This window comes from Pseudomonas sp. GZD-209, assembly GCF_049310485.1.
Lineage (GTDB): Bacteria > Pseudomonadota > Gammaproteobacteria > Pseudomonadales > Pseudomonadaceae > Aquipseudomonas > Aquipseudomonas sichuanensis.
Map to the genome: position 1 here is coordinate 1 of NZ_JBMOWQ010000196.1, position 7,012 is coordinate 7,012.

Below are 7,012 nucleotides of genomic sequence, written 5' to 3' on the forward strand. Positions count from 1 at the left end.
AATGTGGGATCGGGTTTCCCCCGAGGGTGGGGGTGAACCCTTCCATCGCCATCGCGGGGCAAGTCCGCTCCCACGCTTTATCTGCTAACGCTTGGCCTGGCGCTGACGTACGGCCTCGAACAGGCACACCCCGGTCGCGACCGAGACGTTCAGGCTGCTGACGCTGCCGGCCATCGGCAGCTTGACCAGGAAATCGCAGTGCTCGCGGGTCAGGCGACGCATGCCCTTGCCTTCGGCACCCATGATCATCACCAACGGGCCGGTCAGGTCCTGCTGGTAGATCTCCTGTTCGGCCTCGCCGGCGGTACCGACCACCCACAACCCGCGCTGCTGGAGCTTTTCCAGGGTGCGGGCAAGGTTGGTCACGGCCACCAACGGGATCACTTCGGCGGCACCACAGGCCACCTTGCGCACCACGGCAGTCAGGCTGGCCGACTTGTCCTTGGGGATCACCACCGCAGTAGCGCCCGCGGCATCGGCGGTGCGCAGGCAGGCACCGAGGTTATGCGGGTCGGTGACGCCGTCGAGCACCAGGATCAGCGGCGGGGTTTCAGTGCGCTCGAGCAATTCCTCGAGCATCAATTCACCCCACACCTGGCTCGGGCTCACCTCAGCCACTACGCCCTGGTGCACGCCCTCGACCCAGGCATCGAGCTCGCGACGCTCGGCCTGGCCGACCTGGACGCGGTTTTCCGCGGCCAGGGCCAGCAAGGTCTGCAGACGTGGTTCGCTACGGCCTTCCGACAGCCAGATCTGCTTGACCCGCTTGGGATGGTGCTGCAGCAGTGCCTGGACGGCATGCACGCCGTAGATCTTTTCCAGCTGACTCATGACTTGTTCTTGCCTTTACGTGGCGCGCCGGACTTCGACGGGCCCTTGCGATGCTTGGTCGGTTTACCGGTAGCCGACTTGCTGCCTTTTTCCGACTTACTGGCGGTATGCCCGGTGCGCGCATCGCTCATCAGCGCTTTCTTCATCTCGCGGCTCTTGCGCACTTCGGCGTTACGCTGGACGGCGTCTTTCGGGAAGTAGGCATCGGCGGTTTCGCCCTTGCGGCTGCGCGGCTTGGGCGAGATTTTCGCCTCGCTGGCAGGCGCCGGCTGGGCGGCCGGCTCGGCGGCACCGGCACGCGGTTTGCGGCCAACCGGCGCGGTGACGGTCTGCTCGGACATCTCGAAGTCGATCTTACGCTGCTCGAGGTCGACGCGCATGACCTTGACCTCGACCGTGTCGCCAAGGCGGAAGCTGCGCCCGGTACGCTCGCCCGACAGGCGATGATGAACCGGATCGAAGTGGTAGTAGTCACCCGGCAAGGCACTGACATGCACCAGGCCTTCGACATAGATGTCGGTCAGCTCGATGAACAGGCCAAAGCCGGTCACAGCCGTGATCACGCCCGGGAAAATTTCCCCGACACGGTCACGCATGTACTCGCACTTGAGCCAGTTGACCACGTCGCGAGTGGCCTCGTCGGCGCGGCGCTCGGTCATCGAGCACTGCTCGCCCATCTGCTCGAGGGCGTTCTCGTCGTACGGGTAGATACGCGCCTTGGGGATGCTCATGGCACCGGCACGCTTGACGTGCGGGGTATCGACCTTGGAGCGGATCACGCTGCGGATCGCCCGGTGCACCAACAGGTCCGGGTAACGACGGATCGGCGAGGTGAAGTGGGTGTAGGCTTCGTAGTTCAGGCCGAAGTGGCCATTGTTCTCGACGCTGTACACCGCCTGGCTCAGGGAGCGCAGCATGACGGTCTGGATCAGGTGGAAGTCCGGGCGCCCGGCGATGCTCGCCAGCAGGGCCTGGTAGTCCTTCGGCGACGGATCCTTGCCCTTGTGCAGGCTCAGGCCCAGCTCGCCGAGGAAGGCGCGCAGTTTTTCCAGACGCTCCGGCGGCGGGCCATCGTGCACGCGGTACAGCGACGGCACGTTGTGCTTCTGCAGGAACGCGGCGGTGGCGACGTTGGCCGCCAGCATGCATTCCTCGATCAACTTGTGGGCGTCGTTGCGCACGGTCGGACGAATTTCGTCGATCTTGCGGTCTTCGCCGAAGATGATCCGGGTTTCCTGGGTCTCGAAATCGATCGCGCCACGGGTGTGACGGGCCGCCAGCAGTACCTTGTACAGCGCGTACAGGCTCTTGAGGTCTGGCAGAACCGCACTGTACTCCTCGCGCAGGGCCTTGCCTTCGCGGGTGCGGGAATGCTCGAGCATGCTGCTGACCTTGTTGTAGGTCAGGCGCGCATGGGAGTGGATGACCCCCTCGTAGAACTGGTAGTCGACCATCTGGCCGGCCTTGTTGATGGTCATTTCACAGACCATGGCCAGGCGATCGACGTGCGGGTTCAACGAGCACAGGCCGTTGGACAGCTCCTCGGGCAGCATCGGAATGACGCGCTCCGGGAAGTAAACCGAGTTGCCGCGCTGCTGTGCTTCGACGTCCAGAGCAGAACCCAGGCGCACGTAGCTGGAAACGTCGGCGATCGCCACGTACAGGCGCCAGCCGCCAGAGAACAGGCGCAGCTTGCCCAGCGGCTCGCAGTAGACGGCATCGTCGAAGTCACGGGCGTCTTCACCGTCGATGGTGACGAACGGCAGGTGACGCAGGTCGATGCGCTTCTCTTTGTCTTTTTCTTCGACTTCGGAGCGGAACTTGCGCGCTTCCTTGATCACGTCCTGCGGCCAGACATGAGGAATGTCGTAGCTGCGCAGGGCGATATCGATCTCCATGCCCGGGGCCATGTAGTTGCCGATCACTTCGACAACGTCACCTTGCGGCTGGAAGCGCGGGGTGGGCCAGTGGGTGATCTTGATCGAAACGAACTGGCCGATCTTCGCACCGCCGTTGCGCCCGGCGGTGACCAGCACTTCCTGCTGGATCTTCGGGTTGTCCGGGGTCACATAGCCGATGCCACCTTCTTCGAAGTAGCGGCCGACCACGCTCTCGTGGGCACGGGAGATGACTTCAACCAGCACGCCCTCGCGGCGGCCACGGCGGTCGACACCGGAGACCCGGGCAAGGCCACGGTCACCGTCGAATACCAGGCGCATCTGCGAGGGGCTGAGGAACAGGTCCTCGCTGCCGTCGTCAGGGATCAGGAAGCCGAAGCCGTCGCGGTGGCCGGAGACACGGCCGCAGATCAGGTCGAGCTTGTCTACCGGGGCATAGGTGCCGCGCCGGGTATAGATAAGCTGGCCATCACGCTCCATGGCGCGCAGGCGGCGACGCAGGGCTTCGATCTGGTCTTCTTCATACAGACCGAACTCTGCCGCCAGTTCTTCGCGGGCAGCCGGTTCGCCACGGTCGGCGAGGCGCTGCAGGATCAGCTCACGGCTGGGAATAGGATTGTCGTATTTTTCCGCTTCGCGAGCGGCCTCGGGATCGAGGGATTGCCAATCGGCCATCAGAAGGGGTTCACCTTGGGGTATATAGATATGAATTCTGGCATAGGCCTATTGAAACCGGAAATGTCAGCCTTGGACAGCCCCAGCACAGCGTCCGCCAGGCAGTAATAGACCTGCGGAATCAACAAGTTGAATTTTTTGAAATTTTTTTCGCTCGGGGGCTTTACAGCCTCCAGGACCGCCCGTATAGTGCGCACCACAACGACGGACAACCCCGAAGCTGTAGTAGAGATGAACGGCGCTGTAAAGCATCTTGTAATCTCGAATGTGTGCCCAGGTGGCGGAATTGGTAGACGCGCTGGTTTCAGGTATCAGTGACTTAACGGTCGTGGAAGTTCGAGTCTTCTCCTGGGCACCAAGATTTTCAAGTAATAGATGACCAAGGATCTATTACTACTGTGTGAAAGCGATCGATAGTCGCCTCACCAGATGATTCAAAGCTTTGCCCAGGTGGCGGAATTGGTAGACGCGCTGGTTTCAGGTATCAGTGACTTAACGGTCGTGGAAGTTCGAGTCTTCTCCTGGGCACCATATAAAAACCCACTAGCTTGCTAGTGGGTTTTTTCTTGCCTGCAATTTTTGCTTGCCCCCCTCTCCCGCCGAAAGCTCTCTAGCGCTCTCGAGATCGAGCGCCGCCCGCGCGGCGCTCGATCTAACAGACACAGCAGGGATCACGGCGAACCCCCATGAATTTCCCGTCATACGCCCATTTGAGAAACGATTTCGTTTACCATTGTTTCCAAATATGTAGCCGTAAGCGAGGAAGTACCCGCATGACGATCCGCCCGCAACCGCTGATGCGCAGCCTGGCCGCTGCAGTGCTGAGCCTGGTGATCGGCGCTCCGGCCGCCCTGGCAGACGCCCCGGCCAGCCTGACCATGTACAACGGTCAGCACAAGGAAATCGGCGAAGCCATTGCCAAGGCCTACGAGGCCAAGACCGGCATCCACATCAATATCCGCAAAGGCAGCAGCAACCAGCTGGCCAGCCAGATCATCGAGGAGGGCGACCGCTCGCCCGCCGACATCATCTACACCGAAGAGTCGCCACCGCTGAACAACCTGGGCGAACTGGGCCTGCTGGCGAAGATCGACGACGCCACCCTGAACATGCTGCCCAAGGAATACGTAGGCGCCAATGGCACCTGGATGGGGGTCACTGCCCGCACCCGCGTGGTGGTCTACAACCCGAAGAAGGTCGACGAGAAAGACCTGCCTACCACAGTGATGGACTTCGCCGACCCCGAGTGGGAAGGCCGGGTCGGTTACGTGCCCACCAGCGGCGCATTCCAGGAACAGGCCGTGGCCATCCTCAAGATGCACGGGCGCGAAGCCACCGAGGAATGGCTGACCGGCTTGAAAGCGTTCGGCAAAACCTACACCAACAACATGGTGGCCCTGAAGGCCGTGGAAAAAGGCGAAGTCGCCGCCGTGCTGGTGAACAACTACTACTGGTACGCCCTGGAGCGCGAGCGCGGCAAGCTCGACTCCAAGCTGTACTACCTGGCCGATGGCGATGCCGGCAACCTGGTGACCATCTCCGGCGCTGCTGCGGTGAAAGCCAGCAAGCACCCGAAAGAAGCCCAGGCCCTGCTCAACTGGATGGCCAGCGAAGAAGGCCAGCGCGTGATCACCCAGACCACCGCCGAATACCCGCTGCACAAGGGCATGGTCTCGGACCGTGGCCTGAAGCCGTTCGAGGAACTGCGCCCGCCGAAGATCTCGCCGGCCGACCTGGGCAATGCCGAGGAAGCCATCGAGCTCGAACGTGAGGTTGGCCTGCTCTGATGACCGCCGCCCTGCCCTCGCCCGCCGTCTCCCGCTTCGTCCCCAAGCGCAAGCGCCCGTCTGTCTGGGTGCTGCTGCCGGTGCTGTTCCTGGTGGCGATGAGCCTGCTGCCACTGCTGTATGTCGGGCTCAAGGCCTGGGAAGCCGGCGCTCACGAGGCCTTGCGCCTGCTCTGGCGCCCGTTCGTCTGGGGCCTGCTGCGCAACACCCTGCTGCTGATGGCCGGCGTCACCGCGCTGTGCCTGGTGGTGGGCGTGGCCCTGGCCTGGCTGCTGGAGCGCAGCGACCTGCCGGGCCGGCGCCTGTGGGGCGTGGTGCTGTGCCTGCCGTTCGCCGTGCCGTCGTTCGTCAGCAGCTTTACCTGGGTGTCGCTGAGTTCGGACTTCGAAGGGCTGGGCGGGGCGATCCTGGTAATGGCGCTGTCCAAATACCCGCTGGTGTTCCTGCCGGTGGCCGCCACCCTGCGCAACCTCGACACCGCGCTGGAAGAATCGGCGCGCACCCTGGGTTGCAGCCGCTGGGGGGTGTTCCGCAAGATCACCCTGCCACTGCTCTGGCCGTCGATGCTGGGCGGCGCCTTGCTGATCGCCCTGCACATGCTGGTGGAGTTCGGCGCCCTGTCGATTCTTGGCCTGCAGACCTTCACCACGGCGATCTACCAGCAGTTCGAGCTGGAATTCAGCAACGCCAACGCCGCCATGCTTTCGGCAGTGCTGCTGGCGCTGTGCCTGGTGATGCTCTGGCTGGAGCTGCGGGTACGCGGCAAGGCCCGCCATGTGCGGATCGGCCAGGGCGTGGCGCGTCGTGCCCAGCCGGTCAACCTGCGCGGCTGGATGCCACTGGGGCAACTGCTGTGCCTGGCGCTTGCGGTGCTGGGCAGCGGTATTCCACTGGCCATGCTCGGCTACTGGCTGAGTGTCGGCTCGTCGGCGGCCTTCCCGGTGGCGGCCATCGGCAAGGCACTGGCCACTTCGCTATCGGTGTCACTGGGCGGCGCAGGTTTCTGCGTGCTGCTGGCATTGCCGATCAGCTTCCTGGTGGTGCGCTACAAGGGTCGCCTGGCGATCTGGGCCGAACGCCTGCCGTACCTGCTGCACGCCCTGCCGGGCCTGGTGATCGCACTGACCCTGGTGTTCTTCGCCCTGCACTACGTGCCGGCGCTGTACCAGACCACTGCCCTGCTGATCCTGGCCTATGCCCTGCTGTTCCTGCCACTGGCCCAGTCGCCGGTGCGCACGGCACTGAACAAGGCTTCGCCGACGCTGGAAGAGGCCGCGCGCACGCTGGGTGCGAGCAGCTTCGCGGCGTTCTGCCGGGTGACCCTGCCGATCATCTTCCCGGCCATGGCGGCGGCGTTTGCGCTGGTGTTCCTGGATGCCATGAAGGAGCTGACCGCCACCTTGCTGCTCAGCCCGACCGGGATGACCACGCTGGCAACCGAGGTGTGGGCGCATACCGCCAACGTCGAGTTTGCGGCGGCGGCGCCTTATGCGGCGCTGTTGATCGTGGTATCGGGGTTGCCGGTGTATCTGCTGACTACGCGGATGTATCTGAACAAGGCGTAAGGCCCTATCGCGGGGCAAGCCCGCTCCCACGGGGCCGGTGTTTCTGCTGACCACGCGGATGTATCTGAACAGGGCTTGAGGCCCTATCGCGGGGCAAGCCCGCTCCCACGGGGCCGGTGTTTCTGCTGGCCACGCGGATGTATCTGAACAGGGCTTGAGGCCCTATCGCGGGGCAAGCCCGCTCCCACGGGGCCGGTGTTTCTGCTGGCCACGCGGATGTATCTGAACAGGGCTTGAGGCCCTATCGCGGGGCAAG

General features: G+C 63.6%; 4 protein-coding genes and 2 tRNA genes. 4 read left to right on the forward strand and 2 right to left on the reverse strand.

Annotated elements, in window-relative coordinates; all coding sequences use genetic code 11:
• Window positions 1-84: 84 nt before the first annotated feature.
• Complete coding sequence (rlmB, locus tag ACO6VM_RS20640; RefSeq protein ID WP_110996124.1) at window positions 85-831, reverse strand: 23S rRNA (guanosine(2251)-2'-O)-methyltransferase RlmB; 747 nt, start codon at window positions 829-831, stop codon at window positions 85-87.
• Window positions 828-3,404 (reverse strand): ribonuclease R, encoded by a 2,577-nt coding sequence (rnr, locus tag ACO6VM_RS20645; protein WP_401055413.1) that lies wholly within the window; start codon window positions 3,402-3,404, stop codon window positions 828-830. The genes rlmB and rnr overlap by 4 nt, the downstream gene beginning before the upstream one ends.
• 271 nt (window positions 3,405-3,675) lie before the next feature.
• On the opposite strand from rnr, the gene ACO6VM_RS20650 reads away from it, so the two are divergent.
• The 4 genes from ACO6VM_RS20650 (at window position 3,676) to ACO6VM_RS20665 (ending at window position 6,756) form a co-directional block, all read left to right on the forward strand.
• Window positions 3,676-3,762, forward strand: a tRNA-Leu gene (locus ACO6VM_RS20650).
• Between the two features lie 86 nt (window positions 3,763-3,848).
• Window positions 3,849-3,935, forward strand: a tRNA-Leu gene (locus ACO6VM_RS20655).
• A gap of 242 nt (window positions 3,936-4,177) precedes the next feature.
• Entirely contained in the window at window positions 4,178-5,191 is a 1,014-nt protein-coding gene (locus ACO6VM_RS20660; RefSeq protein ID WP_401055415.1) for an extracellular solute-binding protein, read from the forward strand.
• The gene (locus ACO6VM_RS20665; protein ID WP_125465752.1) at window positions 5,191-6,756 is read left to right on the forward strand and encodes an ABC transporter permease; all 1,566 of its coding nucleotides are present in this window, start codon (window positions 5,191-5,193) and stop codon (window positions 6,754-6,756) included. The genes ACO6VM_RS20660 and ACO6VM_RS20665 overlap by 1 nt, the downstream gene beginning before the upstream one ends.
• The last annotated feature ends 256 nt before the right edge of the window (window positions 6,757-7,012 follow it).